This is a genomic window from uncultured Cetobacterium sp. (assembly GCF_945952365.1).
GTDB lineage: Bacteria > Fusobacteriota > Fusobacteriia > Fusobacteriales > Fusobacteriaceae > Cetobacterium_A.
The window spans coordinates 1-21,486 of the sequence record NZ_CAMFHX010000032.1; the positions used below are offsets into that span (position 1 = coordinate 1).

At 32.3% G+C, this 21,486-nt stretch carries 14 protein-coding genes and 2 riboswitches; all 14 genes read left to right on the forward strand.

What is annotated here, in order from left to right; genetic code table 11:
* The coding region (locus Q0O83_RS10190; RefSeq protein WP_294096771.1) for a TolC family protein at positions 1–1,247 on the forward strand (1,247 nt) is incomplete at its 5' end.
* A 14-nt stretch (positions 1,248–1,261) separates the two neighbouring features.
* Positions 1,262–2,293: an efflux RND transporter periplasmic adaptor subunit gene (locus Q0O83_RS10195; RefSeq protein WP_294096773.1), complete on the forward strand. Its 1,032-nt coding sequence runs from the start codon at positions 1,262–1,264 to the stop codon at positions 2,291–2,293.
* Positions 2,294–2,315: 22 nt separating this feature from the next.
* Entirely contained in the window at positions 2,316–5,360 is a 3,045-nt protein-coding gene (locus Q0O83_RS10200) for an efflux RND transporter permease subunit (protein ID WP_294096775.1), read from the forward strand.
* A gap of 110 nt (positions 5,361–5,470) precedes the next feature.
* A riboswitch (purine riboswitch) is annotated at positions 5,471–5,571 on the forward strand.
* Between the two features lie 272 nt (positions 5,572–5,843).
* Positions 5,844–6,311, forward strand: a complete 468-nt coding sequence (gene purE, locus Q0O83_RS10205) for a 5-(carboxyamino)imidazole ribonucleotide mutase (protein WP_294096777.1) — start codon at positions 5,844–5,846, stop codon at positions 6,309–6,311.
* Positions 6,298–7,386 carry a 5-(carboxyamino)imidazole ribonucleotide synthase gene (gene purK / locus Q0O83_RS10210; RefSeq protein ID WP_294096779.1) on the forward strand — a complete coding sequence of 363 codons (1,089 nt, stop codon included), beginning with the start codon at positions 6,298–6,300 and terminating at the stop codon, positions 7,384–7,386. The genes purE and purK overlap by 14 nt, the downstream gene beginning before the upstream one ends.
* Positions 7,387–7,395: 9 nt before the next feature.
* Positions 7,396–11,085: a phosphoribosylformylglycinamidine synthase gene (locus Q0O83_RS10215; protein WP_294096782.1), complete on the forward strand. Its 3,690-nt coding sequence runs from the start codon at positions 7,396–7,398 to the stop codon at positions 11,083–11,085.
* 41 nt (positions 11,086–11,126) lie between these two features.
* Entirely contained in the window at positions 11,127–11,849 is a 723-nt protein-coding gene (gene purC / locus Q0O83_RS10220; protein ID WP_294096783.1) for a phosphoribosylaminoimidazolesuccinocarboxamide synthase, read from the forward strand.
* Positions 11,850–11,851: 2 nt separating this feature from the next.
* On the forward strand, positions 11,852–13,249 hold the full coding sequence (purF, locus tag Q0O83_RS10225) for an amidophosphoribosyltransferase (protein WP_294096784.1): 1,398 nt from the start codon (positions 11,852–11,854) through the stop codon (positions 13,247–13,249).
* 11 nt (positions 13,250–13,260) lie between these two features.
* Positions 13,261–14,286: a phosphoribosylformylglycinamidine cyclo-ligase gene (gene purM, locus Q0O83_RS10230; protein ID WP_294096785.1), complete on the forward strand. Its 1,026-nt coding sequence runs from the start codon at positions 13,261–13,263 to the stop codon at positions 14,284–14,286.
* A complete protein-coding gene (purN, locus tag Q0O83_RS10235; protein ID WP_294096787.1) occupies positions 14,280–14,855 on the forward strand; it encodes a phosphoribosylglycinamide formyltransferase in 576 nt (191 codons plus the stop codon). The genes purM and purN overlap by 7 nt, the downstream gene beginning before the upstream one ends.
* A 4-nt stretch (positions 14,856–14,859) precedes the next feature.
* Positions 14,860–16,389 (forward strand): bifunctional phosphoribosylaminoimidazolecarboxamide formyltransferase/IMP cyclohydrolase, encoded by a 1,530-nt coding sequence (purH, locus tag Q0O83_RS10240; protein WP_294096789.1) that lies wholly within the window; start codon positions 14,860–14,862, stop codon positions 16,387–16,389.
* A 14-nt stretch (positions 16,390–16,403) separates the two neighbouring features.
* Positions 16,404–17,654, forward strand: a complete 1,251-nt coding sequence (gene purD / locus Q0O83_RS10245) for a phosphoribosylamine--glycine ligase (protein ID WP_294096791.1) — start codon at positions 16,404–16,406, stop codon at positions 17,652–17,654.
* Between the two features lie 77 nt (positions 17,655–17,731).
* Positions 17,732–19,189, forward strand: coding sequence for an IMP dehydrogenase (gene guaB / locus Q0O83_RS10250; protein ID WP_294096793.1), 1,458 nt, complete (start codon positions 17,732–17,734; stop codon positions 19,187–19,189).
* A gap of 56 nt (positions 19,190–19,245) precedes the next feature.
* Positions 19,246–19,321, forward strand: a riboswitch (cyclic di-GMP riboswitch).
* Between the two features lie 52 nt (positions 19,322–19,373).
* Positions 19,374–21,482, forward strand: a complete 2,109-nt coding sequence (locus tag Q0O83_RS10255; protein WP_294096794.1) for an HD domain-containing phosphohydrolase — start codon at positions 19,374–19,376, stop codon at positions 21,480–21,482.
* The last annotated feature ends 4 nt before the right edge of the window (positions 21,483–21,486 follow it).

The following is a 21,486-nucleotide window of genomic DNA, read 5'->3' on the forward strand; positions in this document are numbered from 1 at the left end:
TGGTATTACTTTCGACAGCAGCCTTTTCTAGAGAGTTGACGTTAGAGAGTGCAATCGATTTAGCTTTAGAGAATGGAAAGTCAATAAAAGCGACAGAGTTATCTAAGGAGAATGCAAATTTAAATGTAAAAAGAGCATTTAAAGCGGCACTGCCAATTGTGACATATAACGGTCAATACCAAAGAGCCGAGCATGAGAGAAAAACAAGACAAGATACAGATAGTCTAGAGGTGAAAAGTGGTTATACTCAAACAATAGGTTTGTATCAACCTCTATTTAGAGGAGGTGCTATAACAGGTGGAATAATAGGAGCGGAAGCTTCAAAGAATATGGCAAATATCTACTTGTTATCAGAGAAAAGAGATGTAAGATTAGATATAATTTCAATATACAGCAGTATAATCAATTATGAAAAAGATTTAACAGTTTTAGAGTCGTCTATGAAAGAGTTAGAAGCTAGACAGCTAAAGCAAAAAGAGCAGTTAGATTTAAGATTGATAACAAAAGCTGATTTATTAAAAACAGAGTACTCTATTTTAGAGTTAGAATCTCAGATAACAGGAACAAAAACAAATTTAGATATAGCTAAAAAAGATTTAAAATTAAAACTGATGATTCCAATAAATGAAGATATAGTTTTAAAAGACTTTATAGTTCCAGAAAATCTAACAGCAGGAATAGAGTTTGATAAAGATTTAGATGTAGCTTTAAACAATAGTTTATCAGCGAAGTTAGCGGTAAATAAAGTTGATTATGCAGCAGCGGAAAAGATTGTTGCGAGATCAAGTTTACTACCACAAGTAGACGCGTTTGCAACATACGGAACATCAAAAGAGAGTCACCATTTTGACAATAGTTTTGATAATGCAGAATGGAGAGGTGGAGTTAGTGTGAAGTGGGATGTATTCTCATTTGGAAGCACAATCGACCAGTATAGTGTAGCAAAAAACAATGAAAGTATAGAATCTTTAAATGCAGAATTGACAACTGATAATATAAAATTAACAGTTACAAAGAACTATAGAGAGTTAATACGTTTACAACAGTTAAAAAATTCAAGAAACAAGGCTTTAGAGGCAGCAACAGAGAACTTTAATATAGATACTGAAAGATACAATGCAGGATTGATCTCAACTGTAGATTACTTATTATCAGAGAGTCAATATAGACAAGCAGCTGTAGATTATAACTCAGCAGTATTAAATTATTATGTAGCGTTTGAAAAATACAGATCATCACTTATTTAATATTAGGAGGAAAAATGAAGAAGGGATTATTCATATTATCAGCAGCAGCAATGTTAGTTACTGCATGTGGGAAAAAAGAAGAAGCAGTAGTAGAAAAAGTAAAAAAACCAGTAGTAGTATCAGAAATAGTTAAGCAAGAAGTAGCAGATGTTTATACAACAGATGGAAGCTTAGTGCCTCAAGAGAAAGTTAATCACACATTAGATACTCAAGGAACTGTAGCAGTTGTATTAAAGAAAAATGGAGATTTTGTTAAAAAAGGTGAGGTTATAGTAAGATTTACAGATGCTAAAGTTCAATCAAGCTTTGAAGCAGCTAAATTTAACTTACAATCAACTAAAAATAACTACGAAAAGTTTAATAAACTTTATGAAAAGCAAATGGTATCTCAACTTGAATTTTTAAGTTATAGAGATGCGTATACAAATGCAGTAGCAGATTACGCATCAAAAGAATCTAACTTTGATAAATTAACAAGAAAGTCAGAGATAACAGGATTAGTAGGAAATTTAAATCTTAAATCAGGAAATATTGTAGAAGCAAATTCAACAGTATTTACAGTTGTAGATGAGGATATGATGGAGATAACTGTGGACTTCCCAGGATACTGGTTAAACAGTGTAAAAGAGGGGTCACCAGTAACTTTAATGGTATCTGATTTAGGTGGAAAAGAGTTTGAAGGGAAAATAAAATCAATCAATCCAATAGCGGATGCTGAAACAAAGAAATTCCCAGTAAAATTATCAGTTGATAATAAATCAAAACAACTAAAAGATGGTATGTATACAAAGGTGGTTATACCAACTGAGAAAAGAGAAAGTTTAGTTGTTCCACAAGAATCTGTATTCATAAGAGATTTATTAAGTTATGTTTATAAAATAGAGAATGGAAAAGTAAAAAGAGTTGAGGTTAAAACAGGAGCTACTGTAAAACCAAATATTGAAGTTATATCAAATGAGTTACAGGTTGGAGATTTAATTGTAGCTGATGGTATATTTGGATTAGCTGATGGAGACGAAGTTACAATAAATAACGAAACAAAATAGAAATTGAAGAGGTGAAAAATATATGTCATTAGCAGGTATTGCTATACGTAGACCCGTTGCAACAGTAATGGTAATGGTCTCGATGGTATTCTTAGGGATTGTTTCAATGCTATCAATGAAATCTGAACTGCTTCCTAATATGAATATTCCGATGGTTATTGTTAGTACAACTTGGAATGGAGCTGTTCCAGATGATATAAACAGTCAGATTACAAAAAAAATAGAGGATTCACTATCTGGTGTTGATGGAATAAAAAAGATTACTTCAACATCTTCATTTGAGAGATCGACTGTAAGTATAGAGTTTGATTATGGTGTAAATATAGATTTAAAAAGGGGAGACGTTCAAAGAGAGATTGATGCTATATCTGGAGAGTTACCAGATGACGCTTCAAAACCAGTTACTCAAAAGAAACTAGCAGGTTCTGGAAACACTGCTATGATGCTTAATGTTTCTGGACCAAACTTCTTAGAACTTACAACTTTTATCAATGAATTCATGACTCCAAGATTTGAAAGAATTGGAGGAGTTGGAAGTGTTGATACATTAGGATCGCCTGATAAGCAGATTCAGATCCAGTTTGATACAGATAGATTGTCATCATATAATTTAACTCCAAACGAGTTGTATGATTTAATAAAAACATCTTCTGTAAATGTTCCATTAGGAGTTATTAAAACTGGTGGAAAAGATGTTGTTGCTAGATTTATGGGAGAGTTTAATTACTTAGATGAATTTGAGAATATGATTATAAGAAGTAATGGAAAAACTTTAAGATTAAAAGATTTAGCAGATGTTGTTTTAACAACAGAGGATCAAAGTGAAATAGCAAAATTAAATGGAAAAGAATCTGTAATGATTGTTATTGAAAAATCAACAGATGGAAATATATTATCAATAACAGATAATGCTAAGATAGCTTTAGAAGAGATGAAGCCATATTTCCCAAATGGTGTAGAAGTAAATACAGTAATGGATTACTCAGAAAATATTAACTCTTCAATTTCAGGAGTAAAAGGAAATGCTGTTACAGGATTAGTTCTTGCAACAATAGTATTACTTGTATTCTTAAAAAATATTAGAGCAACAATGCTAATTTCATTAGCATTACCAATTGCAATTATATTTACCTTTGCTTTCCTATCACTTTTAGGTGTAACTATAAACGTTATATCTTTAATGGGATTATCTATTGGAGTTGGAATGCTTACGGATAACTCGGTTGTTGTTATAGATAATATCTATAGACATATAACAGAATTAAAAAAACCAGTTATGGAAGCCTCAGAGGATGGAGCTTCAGAAGTTGCAGTTGCAATATTAGCTTCAGCTTTAACAACGATGGTTGTATTTATTCCAGTATTATTTATACCGGGTATTGCAAGAGAGATATTTAGAGATATGTCATTATCAATTATATTCTCAAACGTTGCAGCTTTAATAGTGTCGTTAACTTTAATGCCAATGGTAGCAAGTAGATTCTTAAAAGCTGATGTAGATATAACAAAAGAGGGTAAAGTATTTGGAAAAGTAAAATCAACTTATGAAAAAATAATAGAATGGGCTATTTCAAATAGAAAGAAAACAGTTGCACTAGCATTTTTAACATTTATAGGAATGATGATAGTAGGTCCTATGTTTACTAGAACAGAGTTTATTCCAAAGCAAGATTATGGAAGATACGCTGTTGTATTAGAACTTGAAAAGGGATTGTCAGTTGAAAGAGCTGAAGAGATAACAGAGCAAGCTGTAGAGATTGTAAAAAATAATAGCTTAACAAAAACATATATATCTTTAGTAAAAACAGGTACAGGAATAATAAACGTTGATATAGGACCTAAAACAGATAGAGATGTTAGTATCTTTACAGTTATGGAAAGTCTTAGACCAGAGTTAGCTAAGATTCCTGGAATTAAATTTAACTTAAAAGATGATTATCAATCAGGAAGTGGAGATAGAGATGTTGAATTTAGAATATCTTCAGATTCACTTGATATAGCTGAGAATATAGCTAGACAAGTTCAAGAGAAAATAAGTACAAATCCAGGAATAATAGATATTACATCTAGTATAGAAGCTGGAAATGTAGAAGCAAGAGTTGTTTTAAATAGAGATAAGTTAAGAGCTTATGGAATTAGTCCATTTGATATAGGTAGAACGATAAGTTATTCGTTCTTAGGTGGAAATAGATCAACAGGACAAACATTATCTGTTAAAACAGGAACAGAAGAGATAGATGTATTAATAAGATTACCAAAAGATGCTAGAACTAAAGTTTCAACATTAGAAGAGCTTAATGTTAGAAGTGCTGATGGTAAATTTATAAAAGTTTCAGATGTAGCTGATGTTGTAATGGCAGAGGGAGCATCAGAGATTACAAAAACAGATAAGATATTCTATGTTTCAGTATCAGCAAATGATGGTGGAATAGGATTAAGTAAGGTTCAAAGTGAAGTAGTAGCTGCATTTGAAAGTACAAATCCTCCAAAAGGAGTTTCTTACTCTTGGGGTGGAATGTCTCAAATGTTTAACGAAGCAATTGTACAGATGGGAATGGCTCTAGGAATATCAATATTCTTAATATATGCTATTCTAGCATCACAATTTGAAAACTTCTTATTACCAGGAATCATTCTAGCTTCAGTACCATTAGCAATGATAGGAGTTTATGGTGGATTACTGCTGACAAACTCTCCATTTGATATGATGGTTATGATAGGAATAATAATGCTAGCAGGTACCGTTGTTAATAATGCGATAGTACTGATTGACTTTATTAAGATTCTAAGAGAAAGAGGATATGAGTTAAATGACGCTGTTAGAGAGTCTTGTAAAACAAGACTTAGACCAATTTTGATGACGACAATGACTACAGTTTGTGGAATGATTCCACTTGCTTTAGGATTTGGAGAGGGAGCAGAGCTATATTCAGGAATGTCAATAGCTGTTATCTTCGGATTATCATTCTCAACAATTTTAACATTGGTTGTAATTCCAGTTTTATACATTAGTGTTGAAGACTTCATAGAAGGAATTAGAAGAAAATTTTTTAATAAGAAAGCATAATAAAATTAAAGGTTCTCTGAGGTAAAAGTCAGAGAACCTTTTTTGTTTTAAAAATAATAGTTGAAAAAAATCGAACAGTGTGTTAGTATTAAATCAGGAAAAGTATTAAAAAACAAAAATAAATTAAAGCTTGTATAATAGTTGAAATAAGGTCAACGAGTCTCTACCTGCCACCGTAAATTGGCGGACTACAAGGATAGATTTTTGATATATGTTTTTTTTAATATATTTAAAACTCAATCTTGTAGGAAATTACATTGTAGTTTCCTTTTTTTATGGACTTTTTTTGTTGACCCCAAAATAAGATAAGGGGAGTCGGTCAGGTGTTAAGATTAAAGAGAAATCAGAAACAGAAAGACATAAAAAATATAAAGCAAGATAAATGGAATAAGTGTGTAAAAACGCAGATTATTGAAAAGGGATAGTTGTAACCTTTTTAGTAATGTGCGTTTTTTATTTTTTAAACTTTAGGGAGGAAAAAGAGTGAAGATAGGTGTAATAATGGGAAGTAAATCAGACTTACCAACAATGAACGAATGTGTAAACATATTGAAAGAGTTTGGAGTTGAACATGAAGTGAAAATAGTATCAGCTCATAGAACTCCAGAGTTGATGTATACTTATGCTAAAGAAGCTAAAAGTAGAGGGATAGAGGTAATTGTTGCGGGAGCCGGAGGAGCAGCACATCTTCCTGGAATGGTTGCAAGCTTAACAGATTTACCAGTTATTGGGGTACCTATTGAAAGTAAAACGTTAAAAGGAATGGATTCATTATTGTCGATAGTTCAGATGCCAGGGGGAGTTCCAGTAGCAACAGTAGCAATTGGAGGAGCTAAAAATGCAGGATTATTAGCAGTTAAAATATTAGCAATAAAAGATAATGAACTGGCAAAAAAACTAACAAGTTATAGAGAAAATGTGGAAAGGATGATTCTGAATGAAAAAATCTAGAACAGTAGGAATTTTAGGAGGGGGACAACTAGCTAAGATGCTTTGTGACTCTGGAAAAAAAATGGGTTATGAAACAATAATACTAGATCCTAATTCTGATTCTTGTGGAAGATTTGGAGCAGATGAGCATATTGTTGCTGAGTACAATGATGAAGTAGCTTTAAAAAAACTTTGTAAAGAAGCGGATGTAATAACTTATGAGTTTGAGAATGTTCCGAGTGAAGTTATAAAGTTCTTAAAGAAAAATGGTGGAAATGTTCCTCAAGGAGAAAAACCATTATATCTAAGTCAGCATAGAATCAGAGAGAAGTCAGCAGTTAACGAAATCGGCGTTAGAACAGCAGACTTTCTAGAAGTAAAGGATTTGAAAACAGCAAAAGAGGCTTTTATAAAAATAGGAGCTCCTTGTATTTTGAAAACTTGTTCAGGGGGATATGACGGAAAAGGACAATGGAAAATTGTAAAAGAGGACGACTTTAACAATGTCGAATGGAAAAATATAGAGTATATTTTAGAAAAAATGATAGACTTCGAAATAGAAGTTTCATGTTTAGTTGTTAGGGGAGTAAATGGAGATGTAGTTACATTTCCAATAGGGGAAAATATACATAAAAATGGAATTCTAAATAAAACAATAGTTCCTGCAAGAATATCAGAAAATATTCAAAAAGAGATACAAAATCTTTCTAAGCAAATTGTTGAAAAGTTAGATATATACGGACCATTAGGAATTGAATATTTCATAAAGGGTGATGAGATATATTTCAATGAGATGGCTCCTAGACCACATAATAGTGCTCACTACACCATGGATGCTTGTAACTATTCACAATTTGATGTTCACCTATTAGGGGTTTTAGGTGAAAAATTACCAGATATAAAACTGTTAACACCTGTTGTGATGCTGAATATAATGGGAGAAGATAGAGAAAAAGTAGATAAAATATTATTAGATACAGAAACAAAGCTTCATATCTATGGAAAGACAGAGTGGAAGCAAGATAGAAAAATGGGACATATAAATTATTGTGGAGAAAATGTTGAAAAATTAATAGAGAAAGCTAATTCATTTTAGGGAGGATCAATGAATAAAAGAGTATTTGTTAAGAAAAAAGAGGGGTTTCAAGTAGAGAGTTTAGGAGTTAAGAACGAACTTTTGGAGAATTTGAAAGAATCAAATATCGACAAAATTGATTTATATAATGTTTATGACATTTTTAACTGTACAGAGGAGGATTTAGAACTTTTAAAAAATAAAGTTTTATCAGAACCTGTGACAGATGATGTATATGAAGAGGTTCAATTAGATGGAAAAAAATATTTAGCAACAGAGTTTTTACCAGGACAGTATGATCAAAGAGCTGATTCAGCAGAGCAATGTTTAATGCTTTTAAACAACAAAGCTGGAGTTTCAATCAAAAGTGGAAGATTGTTAGTGTTTCATGGTGAGATAAAAAACTTTGAAAAAGTTAGAGAGTATCTAATAAATCCAATTGAAACGAGAGAAAAAGATTTAAATACTCTATTATTAGAAGAGAATATAGATATTGATCCAGTTCCAACTTATAACGGATTTATAAATAAAACTGTAGAAGAGTTAGAAGCTTTTTTAAATGAACATGGATTAGCAATGACAATAGAAGATTTACAACATATTCAAAACTACTTTAAAAATGAGGAGAAAAGAGATCCAAAAGAAACAGAGATTAAAGTTTTAGATACTTACTGGTCAGATCACTGTAGACATACAACTTTTGAAACTTATTTAAAAGATGTGAAGGTAGAGTGTGGGGAACTGACTGAAAATATTCAAAAAGCATTTGAAGGATATCTGAATTTAAGAAAAGAGTTAGGAAGAGAATCAAAACCAGTAACTCTTATGGATATGGCAACTATCGGAGGAAGATATCTAAAAAAAGCTGGAAAGCTAGATGACTTAGAAGAATCAGAAGAGATAAATGCTTGTAGTGTAGAAGTTGATGTGGATGTCGATGGAGTAACAGAAAAATGGTTACTGATGTTTAAAAATGAAACTCATAATCATCCAACAGAGATAGAACCTTTCGGAGGAGCAAGTACTTGTGTGGGAGGAGCTATTAGAGATCCATTATCAGGAAGAGCTTATGTTTATCAAGCAATGAGAATAACAGGAGCTGGAGATATAACTGAGGGAGTTGAAAATACATTAGCCAACAAACTACCTCAAGAAAAAATATCTAAAGGTGCCGCACACGGATACTCATCATATGGAAACCAAATTGGACTTACAACAACATTCGTAAAAGAGATTTATCACAATGGATATAAAGCTAAAAGAATGGAAGTTGGAGCTGTAGTTGGAGCTGTAAAAAAAGAGTATGTAAGAAGAGAGAGCCCAGTACCAGGAGATATAGTTATTTTACTTGGAGGAAAAACAGGTAGAGATGGAGTTGGAGGAGCGACAGGATCATCAAAAGAACATAATGAAACATCATTAACTAAATGTTCATCTGAGGTTCAAAAAGGAAATGCTCCTGTAGAAAGAAGAATCCAAAGGCTATTTAGAAATCCAGAAGTTACAAAAATGATAAAAAAATCAAATGATTTCGGAGCGGGTGGAGTTAGTGTTGCCATAGGAGAGATTGCAAGAGGTGTAGAGATCAATCTAGATACAGTACCTGTTAAATATTTAGGATTAAATGGAACTGAGTTAGCAATATCAGAATCTCAAGAAAGAATGGCAGTTGTAGTAGAAGCAAAAGATGCCCAAAGATTCCAAGAGTTAGTTAAAGCTGAAAACCTAGAATCAGCATTAGTAGCAGTAGTGACAGAAGAGGAAAGATTAGTAGTTAAATATAAAAATGAAACACTTGTAGATTTATCTAGAGAGTTTTTAGATACAAATGGTGTAAGACAAAGTCAAGATGTAAAAGTAGTTTTATCTTCTAAAGAAAATCCATTCTTATCTGAGAAAGTTACAGATATAAAAGATAAAGTTGCAAAAGTGTTAGATGATATGAATGTATCTTCTCAAAGGGGTATGGTTGAGATGTTTGATGCTTCAATAGGAAGAAGCACAGTTTTAATGCCTTATGGAGGAAAGTACCAATTGACAGAGTCAGAAGGAAGTGTTCAAAAACTTCCAACAGAAGGAGTTACAAATACTTGTTCTATAATGACTTATGGATATAATCCACTAGTATCAGAGTACTCACCATACTTAGGAGCTCAGTATGCTGTGATAGAGTCACTAGCAAGAATAGTTGCGATGGGAGGAAGCTATAAAAAAGCGAGACTTTCATTCCAAGAGTATTTTGAAAGATTAGGTAAAGATTCTACTAGATGGGGAAAACCATTCTCAGCTTTATTAGGTGGAATTGAAGCTCAATTAGAATTTGAAACTCCAGCTATTGGAGGAAAAGACAGTATGAGTGGAACATTTAAAGATTTAGATGTACCTCCAACGTTAATATCATTTGCAGTAACAACTGAGGATGTAAAAAATATAATCTCTTCGGAATTCAAAAAATCAGGAAATGAGATTTACTTAATAAAAAGTGAAAGATTAGCTGGAGAGGTTCCAAACTTCGCTAAGATAAAAGAAAACTTTGATTTAATTGAAACGGCCATAAAAGCCGGGAAAATTGTAGCAGCGTCAACAATAAAATTTGCTGGAATAGCGGAAGCAGTTATCAAGATGAGTTTTGGAAATAAAGTCGGAGCAAAAATTGAAACAGTAGAAGATTTGTTCGGATTAATGCCTGGGGATATAATTGTTGAATCTAATGAGAAATTAGAATTTGGAATTTGTATAGGAAATACGATAGAAGAGAGATCTGTAGAGCTAGCAGGAGAAAAGTTCTGTATAGATAGTTTAATATCAGCTTGGGAAAAGAGATATGAAAAAATATATCCATATAATGCAGAAAATTCTGGTGATGTAATGGAGAAAGAGTTTAAAACTGAAAGTAATTTTAAAGCTAAAAAGTTATATGATAAACCAAAAGTTTTAGTAACAGTTTTCCCGGGAACAAATTGTGAATATGATACAAAGAAAGCTTTTGAAAGAGCTGGAGCAGAAGTAGAGATATACGTATTTAACAATTTAGGAGTTAATGAAATAAAAGAGAGTATAGAAACACTTTCTGAAAAAATGAAATCAGCTCAAATCTTCATGATACCGGGTGGATTTAGTGCTGGAGATGAGCCAGATGGTTCTGGAAAGTTTATTGCAAATATACTTCAAAATCCCAAAATAAAAGAAAGTATGAAACAGTTTTTAGATAATGATGGATTGGTATTAGGTATTTGTAATGGATTCCAAGCTTTAATAAAATCAGGACTATTACCTTATGGAGATGTTGATAGCGTAAATTCAAATTCACCAACATTATTTAGAAATAATATTAATAGACATATATCAAGAGTTGTAAGTACAAAAATAGTTTCAAATAACTCTCCTTGGATGAGTTCATTCACAGTAGGAGAGACTCACAAGATACCTGTATCGCATGGAGAGGGGAAATTTGTAGTTACGAAAGAGTTCGCAGAAGAGTTGTTTAACAATGGGCAGGTAATCACTCAGTATTGTGATGAAGATGGAAATGTAACAATGGATAAAGAGTACAATTTGAATGGTTCTACATATGCAATAGAGGGAATTGTATCTAAGTGTGGAAAAATTTTAGGGAAGATGGGACATTCAGAGAGATATGAAGATGGATTATTAAAAAATATAGCGGGAAATAAAATGCAGGATTTATTTAGCAACGGAGTTAACTATTTTAAAAAATAAAAAATTAAAAAAATAAATATTTAAAGTGGGAGAGTGACCAGATGTTATTAGTAGAAGCAAATAAGTTATATGAAGGAAAAGCAAAAAAAGTTTATAGAACAGAAAATCCTAACGAAGTTATTATTTATTATAAGGACGATGCAACAGCTTTTAATAATTTAAAGAAAGGTCAAATACACAATAAAGGGATATTAAACAGTCAAATAACAACAATAATATATGACTATTTAAAAAAGAATGGAGTAGAAACTCATTTAATAGAAAACTTATCAGAAAGAGCTCAACTTTGTAAAAAGGTAGATATCGTACCTTTAGAAGTAATTGTAAGAAATACATTAGCTGGATCAACAGCAAAACTGTTTAAAATGGAAGAGGGGTTAGTTTTAGATTCTCCAATATTTGAGATTTGCTATAAAAAAGATGAGTTAGGGGATCCGATGATAAATGATTATCATGCTATGGCTCTTGGACTTGCAACAAAGTCTGAGTTAGAGTCAATCTATTCTCAAACTAAAAAAATAAACGAACTTTTAAAAGATTTATTCAGTAAAATTGGAATTGAATTGGTTGATTTTAAAATTGAATTTGGAAGAGATTCTGAAGGAAATGTAATTTTAGCTGATGAAATTTCTCCAGATTGTTGCAGACTTTGGGATAAAGAAACTAGAAAAAAATTGGATAAGGATAGATTTAGAAGAGATTTAGGAGATGTAGAAGAGGCTTATCAAGAAGTTTTAGCAAGACTAAATAAAATAGTGGGGTAAAAATGATAAAAGAGATCGAGTATTTTTTAAGTGGGAAAATAAATGAAGAGTGTGGAGTATTTGGAGTATTTAATGTAGAGGATGCAGCACAGTTAACATACTACGGATTACACTCATTACAACATAGAGGTCAGGAGGGAGCTGGAATAGCTTCCTCTGACGGAACAAGTATAATTAGAGAAAAAGGTGAAGGATTAGTAACTGAAGTTTTTAACAGTGAAAGAATAGCTAAATTACCAGGAGATATGGCTATAGGGCATGTTAGATATGCGACTACTGGAGGAGGGGGAATAGAAAATGTTCAACCGATACTTGTTCGTTCTCATACTGGAGATTTTGTTATTGCACATAATGGGAATATAGTTAATGCAAAAGAGTTAAAAATGCAACTAGAAGCTATGGGAAGTATATTCCATACAACTTCAGACAGTGAAATAATTGGGCATCTTATTCAAAGAGAAGTCGGGGATTTCCACGAGAAAATACTGAAAGCTTTACCTAAATTAGAGGGAGCATTTTCATTTCTTATAATGAATAGTGAAAATCTATATGTGATTAGAGATAAAAATGGATTTAGACCATTATCTATGGGGAAATTAGAAGGTGGATACGTTTTTAGTTCTGAAAGCTCGGCTTTTGAAATTGTTGGAGCAGAGTATATAAGAGGATTAAATCCAGGGGAAGTTCTAAAAGTGTCAAGAGATTCAATAGAATCTTCTCAATACACTGATTGTACACAAGATAAGATGTGTTCGATGGAGTATATATATTTCTCAAGACCAGATAGTAGTATCAATGGCTTAAATGTACATACAAGCAGAAGAAGTTGTGGAAACATATTAGCAAAAGAGAGTCCAGTAGAAGCGGATATCGTTATAGGAGTTCCTGACTCATCACTTTCTTCAGCTATGGGATATTCGGATTACTCAGGTATTCCTTATGAGATGGGGCTTGTAAAAAATAGATACGTAGGTAGAACGTTTATAAAACCGAATCAGCATCAAAGAGAGCGTGGAGTTAAGATGAAACTTTCCGCTATGGAAGCTGTAGTAAAAGGTAAGAGAGTTGTTTTAGTAGATGATTCTATTGTTAGAGGAACGACATCAAGACATATAATAAAACTATTAAAAGAAGCTGGTGCGAAAGAGGTTCACATGAGAATAGCTTCATCACCAATTATAAGTCCATGCTTCTATGGAGTAGATACATCGACGTATAATGAACTTATAAGTACAAGAATGTCACCAAAAGAGTTAGGAGAATATATTGGAGCAGATTCACTAGCATTTTTATCACACGAAGGGATGTTAGAAGGATTAGGGAAAAATATATGTATGGCATGTTTCACAGGGAAGTATCCAACAAGTATGTTTAGTTTATTAGAAAATTTGAAGAAATAGGGGAGATAAAATTGAGTAATAAATATATGGAAGCTGGAGTAAGTTTAGAAGCAGGATATGAATCAGTAAGAAGAATAAAGAGTCATGTTGAAAGAACAAAAGTAAGAGGAGCGATAAATAGTTTAGGTGCTTTTGGAGGAATGTTTGACTTATCTGAGTTAGGAATGAAAGAGCCAGTTTTAGTTAGTGGAACAGATGGTGTTGGAACAAAATTGATGTTAGCTTTTGAAATGGATAAGCATGACACAATAGGACAAGATGTTGTAGCTATGTGTGTAAATGATGTTTTAGTTCAAGGAGCTATGCCACTATACTTCTTAGATTATATAGCGGTTGGAAAAAATTACCCAGAGCAGATTGAAAGTATCGTTAAAGGTGTAGCTGATGGTTGTGTTGCAGCTGAGTGTGCTTTGATAGGTGGAGAAACAGCTGAGATGCCAGGGATGTATAGCGAAGGACATTATGATATAGCTGGATTTACTGTTGGAGCTGTAGAAAAAAAAGAGTTAATAACAGGAGAGGGAATAGAAGAGGGAGATTTAATTATAGGAATATCTTCTAGTGGAGTTCACTCAAATGGTTTCTCTTTAGTTAGAAAGATAATCAAAGATGCTAACTTAGATTTAAAAACAACTTATGAAGGCTTTGAAAAATCTTTAGGAGAAGAGCTACTTACTCCAACAAGAATATATGTTAAAACAGTAAAAGAGGTTTTAAAATCAGTTGCTGTAAAAGGAATGTGTCATATTACTGGTGGAGGGTTCTATGAAAATATTCCAAGAATAATACCTGAAGGTTTAGGAGTAGAAATCGATAGTAAAAATGTGAACGAATTAAAGATTTTTAAGTTCTTAGAAGAGAAAGGTGGAGTACCTAAAAAAGAGATGTTTAATGTCTTTAATATGGGTGTTGGATTTATATTTGTAATCTCTAAAGATGAAAAAGAAAATTTAATATCTAAATTAAACTCTTTAGGAGAAAATCCTATGATTTTAGGAGAAGTTAGCAAAACATCAGGGGTAGAAATTAAATGGTAAATATAGCGGTGTTCGCCTCTGGAAATGGAGGTAATTTCCAAAGGATAGTAGAAGCTCAAAATAGTGGAGAAGGTAGAGGGTATAGAGTAAAACTTCTAATTGTTGATAAAAAAGATGCTTTTGCAATTGAAAGAGCAAAAGCATTAGGTATACCTCACTATTTTGTAAATCCAAAAGAGTTTAATACTAAGATGGAGTATGAAGAAAAAATAATTGAGATTTTAAAAAAAGAAGAGGTTGGATATATAGCTTTAGCAGGTTATATGAGAATAATTTCTCCGGTTTTATTAGAGGCATATATGAATAAAATAATAAATATTCATCCAGCTTATCTACCTGAGTTTCCTGGAAAAGATGGGATAGGGGATGCATTCAAAGCCGGAGCAACTAAGACAGGGGTAACAATTCATTACGTAGATAGTGGTGTTGACACTGGAGAGATAATATATCAAGAAAGAGTAGATATAAAACCTTCTTGGGATTTAGAGGATTTGAAAAAAGCAATACATGAAGTAGAACATAGAATATATCCAATGATTTTAACAAAGTTATTTAAAAAGGGAGAATAAATAGATGAAACGTGTGTTAATAAGTGTATCTGATAAAACTGGAGTTGTAGAATTTACTAAAAAATTGGTTTCTTTGGGGTATGAGGTAATCTCTACAGGGGGAACAAAGAAAACATTAGACGAGGCTGGTATAAAAACTTTAAGTATATCAGATATTACAAATTTCCCAGAGATAATGGATGGAAGAGTAAAGACATTGCATCCAAATGTTCACGGGGCTTTACTTTGTGTTAGAGATAATGCAGAGCATCTGAAAGCTTTAGAAGATAATAAGATAGAAATGATAGATATGGTTGTTGTTAATCTATATCCATTTAAAGAGACATTATCTAAAGTAGGAGTAACTCACGAAGAGTTGATAGAGAATATAGATATCGGTGGACCGAGCATGCTAAGATCGGCAGCTAAGAATTATAAATCAGTTACTGTAGTTGTAGACCCAAAAGATTATGAGGTTGTAATAGAGCAACTTGAAAAATTAGGAGATACAGAAGCAGAAACAAGAGAGAGGTTAGCTGCAAAAGTCTTTAGACACACTTCGGCTTATGACACTTTAATTGCGGAATACTTAACTTCGAAAGTAAAAGAGGAGTTTCCAGAAAGTATAACTGTAACTTATGAGAAAGTTCAGGATTTAAGATATGGAGAAAATCCACATCAAAAAGCAGGATTCTATAAAAGTAGTTTTGCAGGATATTCAATAGGAAATGCAGTTCAGCTTCACGGAAAAGAGTTATCATATAACAATATTCAAGATGCGAATGCAGCTTTAGAAATTTTAAAAGAGTTTACTAAGCCAACAGTAGTAGCGGTTAAACACATGAATCCTTGCGGAGTTGGAAGTGGAGAAAATATAGATGAAGCTTGGAATAGAGCTTATGAAGCTGATAAAGTATCAATCTTTGGTGGAATTGTAGCAGCTAATTCAGTTATAACAAAAGAAGTAGCAGAAAAGTTATCGGCGTTATTTTTAGAGATTGTTATAGCACCTGGATATGAAAAAGAGGCTTTAGAAATAATAACTCAAAAGAAAAATATAAGAGTGATGAAGTTGGAGCTAAACTCTAATATCGTAAATAAAAAGAAAATTACTTCTGTGATGGATGGGGCACTAATTCAAGAATTTGATGAGAAAAATATTTCTAAAGATGAACTTGTTTGTGTTACAGATAGAAAGCCTACAGAAGATGAGATAGAGGATTTAATATTTAACTGGAATGTAGTTAAACATGTTAAATCAAATGCAATAGTTGTTGGAAAAAATAATCAAACTATTGGAGTTGGAGCAGGACAAATGAATAGAGTTGGAGCAGCAAAGATAGCACTAGAGCAAGGTGGAAAAAAATGTAATGGTGCTGTAATGGCTTCGGATGCTTTCTTCCCAATGGCAGACACGGTTGAGATGGCTGCAAAGTTTGGAATTAAGGCAATTATTCAACCTGGAGGATCAATAAAGGATTCATTATCAATAGAAGAGTGTAATAAGCATGGTATAGCTATGGTATTTACAGGGGTAAGACATTTTAAACATTAATTTTGGAGGAGTTTATGAAAGTTCTTGTAATTGGAAAAGGTGGAAGAGAACATGCAATCGCATGGAAGGTAAAAGAGAGTGAACTAGTTAAAGAGGTATTTATAGCTCCAGGAAATGTTGGGATGGAAAATATTGGAACTTTAGTAAATATCCCTGAAGAGAATATAAATGAATTGGCTATATTTGCTCAAGAACAAAAAATTGATCTGACTATAGTAGGACCTGAAAGTGTTCTTGCACTAGGTGTTGTAGATGAGTTTGAAAAAAGAGGTCTTAAGATATTTGGACCTACTGCAGCAGCAGCAAGAATTGAATCGAGTAAGGATTTTGCAAAAGAGTTGATGAAAAAGTATAACGTACCAACAGGAGCGTATGAAACTTTTGACAATTTAAATGCTGCAAAAGCATATGTTGAAGAAAAAGGAGCACCTATTGTAATTAAAGAGGATGGGTTAAAAGCTGGAAAAGGTGTGACGGTTGCGTTTTCAAAAGCTGAAGCGATAGAGGCTTTAGAGATAGCTTTTTCTATTCCGAATAATAAAGTTGTAATAGAAGAGTACTTAGATGGATTTGAGTTCTCAATTATAGCTTTAACAAATGGAGATGTGGTAATTCCTCTAGAAGTTGCTCAAGATCATAAAAGAGCTTATGATAATGATGAGGGACCAAATACTGGAGGGATGGGTGTATACTCACCAGTAGGAAAAATAGATTCAGTTGTTGTAAATGAAACTTTAGAGAAAATTTTAAAACCTATGGCGTCTGGAATGAAAAAAGATGGAATTCCATTTAAAGGATTTTTGTTTGGTGGGATTATGTTAACAAAAGATGGTGTAAAAACTATAGAGTTTAATGCAAGGTTTGGAGACCCAGAAGCAGAAGGTATTCTTCCGAGAATGAAATCAGATTTTGTTGAAGCGATTTTAAATTTGATGGATGAAAAAGAGGTCCAGTTAGAGTGGGATGATAGATACACAGTAGCTGTTGTTATGGCTTCTGAAAATTATCCAAAATCCTCAACTGTAGGTAGTGAAATAGAGATTCCTGAAGATTTAGAGTCCCTGGTTTTCCATATGGGAACAAGAAAAAAAGAGGGAAGATTAGAAACAAATGGAGGAAGAGTTTTGTCGGTGGTAGCATACGGAAATACTCTAGAAGAGGCAAAAGAGAGAGCATATTTAGATGTAAAAAAAATAAAATGCAAAAAAATGTTTTTTAGAAATGACATAGGCTCAAAAATGTGCTATAATAACGAAAATAAATAAAAAAAGACCTGCACAATACTAAAAAAAAGTGCAGGTCTTTATTTAAAATATTGAGAAAAATTGGAGGGAATAGAAAAATGATGAATGGAAAAATAATAAAAGAAGCGATTACTTTTGATGATGTACTACTAGTTCCAGCAAAATCTGAGGTATTACCACATGAAGTTAGTTTAAAAACAAGACTTACAAAGGATATCGAATTAAATATTCCAGTCCTAAGTGCTGCAATGGATACTGTAACAGAAGGAGACTTGGCAATAGCTTTAGCTAGACAAGGTGGAATAGGATTTATTCATAAAAATATGAGTATAGAGGATCAAGCTGCGGAAGTAGATAGAGTAAAAAGAAACGAAAGCGGAATGATAAAAAATCCTGTAACTTTAACAAAAGATTCAACTGTATGGCATGCAGAAGAGATAATGAGAAGATATAAAATTTCTGGATTACCAGTTATTGAGCAAGACGGTTCTTTAATAGGAATTATTACAAACAGAGATTTAAAATATAGAAAAGATATGGATCAGTTAGTTAGTGATATAATGACTAAAGAAAATTTAGTAACAGCTCCTGTTGGAACAACTTTAGAGCAAGCTAAAGATATATTATTAGAAAATAGAATAGAGAAATTACCGATAGTAAATGAAGATGGAAAGTTAAAGGGATTAATTACAATAAAGGATATAGATAATTTAGTTGAGTATCCAATGGCTTGTAAAGATTCTCAAGGAAGATTAAGAGTGGGAGGAGCTGTAGGAGTAGGAGCAGATACTTTAGAAAGAGTTAAAGCTTTAGTAGAAGCTGGAGTAGATATTATAACAGTGGATTCAGCTCATGGACATTCAAAAGGTGTTATGGTAAAAATAAGAGAGATTAGAGAAGCGTTCCCGACTTTAAATATAATTGGAGGAAACATAGTAACAGCCGAAGCAGCTTTAGACTTAATAGATGCAGGAGTAGATGCTGTTAAAGTAGGAGTAGGACCAGGGTCTATCTGTACAACAAGAGTTGTAGCAGGGGTAGGAGTTCCTCAGTTATCAGCAGTAAATGATGTTTACGAAGTGTGTAAAACAAAAGGAATTGGAGTTATCGCTGATGGTGGAATAAAGTTATCTGGAGATATGGTAAAAGCTTTAGCAGCAGGAGCAGACTGTGTAATGCTAGGAGGACTTTTAGCTGGAACAACAGAAGCACCAGGGGAAGAGATCATATACGAAGGAAGAAAATATAAAGTATATGTTGGAATGGGATCTATGGCAGCGATGAGAAGAGGATCGAAAGATAGATATTTCCAAAATGATGCTAAAAAACTAGTTCCAGAAGGAATTGAAGGAAGAGTTTCATATAGAGGAAGCTTGAAGGATGTAATATTCCAAATGTGTGGAGGAGTTAGAGCTGGAATGGGATATTGTGGAACAGCGACGGTTGAAGATTTAAAAGTTCATGCGAAATTTGTTAAAATAACAGGAGCTGGACTAAAAGAAAGCCATCCTCACGATATAATAATAACTAAAGAAGCACCAAATTATTCTAAATAGATATAAATTATTGACTTTGTAGGGCGTATTGATTATAATGGTTATAATTAAGATACGTTTATAAGTGGCAAAATAGAGGAAACTCTATGACGCAAAGCTATAGGGTCTTTAAAATGGCAGCCAGCTGCAATAGTCTTTGTGATTATTGCAGCTTTTTTATTTTTTTTAAATTAAAGGAGGATAGATGAAAAGGTTAGTAGTTTTATTAATGCTGATTACGGGGTGTTTCAGTTTTTCAAGAGATAGCATAACGATAACAGTGCCTTCAAATACGACAGATATGTATTTGTATAATGACTTGGAGAAAGGAGAATACCAAGGTGTTTACGTAGAGTTATTGAAAAAAGTTTTAGAAGGAAAAGAAATTCAGGTTTTATTAGATGGGGAAAATAGTGATATGATGTTAAGAACTATCGAAACTTCTGATGGAATTAAAGAGTATAATTATTTAGATACACCAATGATATATAGAGTAGGTGTTATAGTTGGAAAAAATTCAAACTTTTCAAATTTAGGTGAAGCGAGGCATTTGAAGGTAGCTTATATTCCAGGACAGCATGGAATAAAAGAGATAAAAGAGAGATATTCTAATTTGACTTTAGATAAAGTTGAAGTAAAAAATGTGGATGAAGGATTAGAGAAATTAAAAAATGGAGAAGTAGAAATTTTTATTGCACAGGACTGGTATGATAAAAATGCGGGTGATGTAGAGTATAAACTTCTAGAGAATATAAAGTATAACGAACAGATAGCTGTGAAGAAAAGCTTAAAAGAGTTATATGAAAAAACAAAGAAAAATTTAGATGAATTACAAGGCGAGGAGTTTCAACAAATCTTATCTGAAAATAGAATATCATTTTATAAGTATTTGTTGAAAGATACACCGAGTTATGAGAAGGTTATAAGAGATTATAAAGAGGTAAAGGTAAGATTGGGTAAGGATAAGTTTATGCTTCCATTTTACTATGAACAAAAAAATAACTATAAAGGCTTAACTGTAAATATAGTAAAAGAGATAGAAAAAATATTAGGTGTTCCAGTTAGATTTGTAAAAGATGGAGAGTATGATGTAGAAGGAATAGCTATTGAAAACTGGGTTGGAAAAAAAGATACAAACTATACAAAACCTTATTATGAAATGAAACTATCTGTAGCAAATAGAAAATCAGATGGATTTATTCAAAATTTATCTGATTTAGATAAAGCTAAAATACTTGTTTTAAAAGGAGACTATAGTTACACGTATTTAAGTGGTATTTTGAAAAATAGTCGAATTCAAGAGGTTGATACATACGAAGAGGGATTAAATAAGCTTTTAAATCAAGAGGGCGACTATTTAGTAGGATATTTTAATATACTTACAGGAGTGATAAGTAATAACTTCTTAGACGACAAAATAAAAGTTGCAGGAATATTGAATGATTCATTTGGAGTTAGTTTTGGGGTTAATAAAAGTAAACCTGAGTTATCAAGTTTGATGGAGAATATTTTAGAAAGTTTTACGGTGGATAAAACTGTAATAGATAATGATATTTTAAAGAATTCAATAGTTACACAGAATTATAAATTGATTTTAAAAATATCAATACCAGTATTTATATTCATAATTGTCTTGATCGTGTTAATAATAAAATCAGAAAAAAATAGAAAAAAAGCAGAAGAGTTAAGCTTCTCTTTAATAGAGGTTTTAGAGATGGCGAATCAATTGAATGATGAAGACACAGGAGATCATGTAAAAAGGTTAGGAATGTATTCAACTTTATTATCTGAGAAAGTAAATCTACCAAAAGAAACAAGAGAAAGTATAAAAAGATTCTCTTCTCTTCATGACATTGGGAAGGTTGCTATACCGTCTGAGATATTAAAAAAGCCGTCTAAATTAACTGAGGAAGAGTTTAAAAAGGTTAAAGAACACGTTGAGATAGGATATGATTTAGTAAAAAAATTAAAATTAGGTAGTGTAGCAGAAAATATCGTAAGATATCATCACGAGAAATGGGATGGGAGTGGATATCCATTAGGAATAAAAGGAGAAGATATTCCGTTGGAAGCTAGAATAGTTTCAATTGTGGATGTGTACGATGCCTTGAGACAAAAGAAGTTCCACAGGGAAGCTTTGTCACATGAAGAGGCCTTAGAAGTTATAATTAAAGATAAGGGAAGAAGTTTTGATCCTATACTAGTTGATGTATTTATCGGTAGTGATAAAGAGTTTGAAAAAATTTATGAAGAGAATAAGGAATCTTTAGATTTAGCAACAGAGTTTTATTCAGCAATAAAAAATAATAAATAGTTTT